This is a genomic window from Pontibacter sp. HJ8, assembly GCF_054824225.1.
On record NZ_JSYF01000550.1, the window covers coordinates 1 to 834 of the forward strand.

At 45.7% G+C, this 834-nt stretch carries 1 protein-coding gene; it reads left to right on the top strand.

Annotation, left to right across the window (positions count from 1 at the left end; all coding sequences use genetic code 11):
- Positions 1-231: 231 nt before the first annotated feature.
- Positions 232-834, top strand: a 603-nt coding sequence (locus OB13_RS19260; protein WP_461491812.1) for a GNAT family N-acetyltransferase, incomplete at its 3' end; no start/stop codon positions are given.

Consider the following 834-nt stretch of genomic DNA (forward strand, 5'->3'; position numbering starts at 1 on the left):
TTAGGAAAGCCTCATGACACGCAGCAGACTTCTGCAGCAGCTAGGGCAATAGAATCTACTCAAGGTAGGGAAGAGATCAGAATCCTTGTAGGGGAAGCCGTTCTCGAACTCGTCACTAACAAAGATTTTTTGGCGAACTGGGAAGCACTCTACCATACCTGTCCTTGGGCAACAGTTTTTCAAAGCAAGGAGTTTGTTGGTGCCTGGTATACTCTTTACCAAAAGGAGTATTTGCCGGTAGTAGTTATTAAAACGAATGGGGCTAAGCTTACCGGTCTTTTCACGTTAGCCAAAGACCTACATGGCCGGATCACGGGAGCAGGTACAAACCAGGCGGAATACCAGGTATGGCTTGCCAGCAGTGCAGACAGCAGGGATTTTTTCAGAGACGCATTGTCTGAGATCCGGAGAAAATTTCCGCAAAGCAACATCACTTTAAAGTATATACCGGCAACGGCACCGTTAGACTGGGCTGAATCCGGCATGTTACGGAAAACACCCTACTTTTTGAGAAGCGCCGGGCATCCCCTGGTAGTGATCAACAAAGACAACATCGCGCAGGAACTCAAGAAAAAGAACAGGAGAGAAAAAATTAACCGGCTCAAAAGGATGGGCGAGTTACGGTTTGAGAAAATTACAGACAGGCAAACTTTTACCGCCATCATCGATGAATTAGCTATTCAGAGTGATTTCAGAAAAGGAGCCATGTATAACAAGAGTGTATTTCAAAGCGAGCCGTTTCGGAAAGACTTTCTTTGTTCGCTGTTTGATCAGAATATACTGCATGCCACGCTCCTGAGACTCAATGAAGAAATTATCTCTTCCAACGTTGGG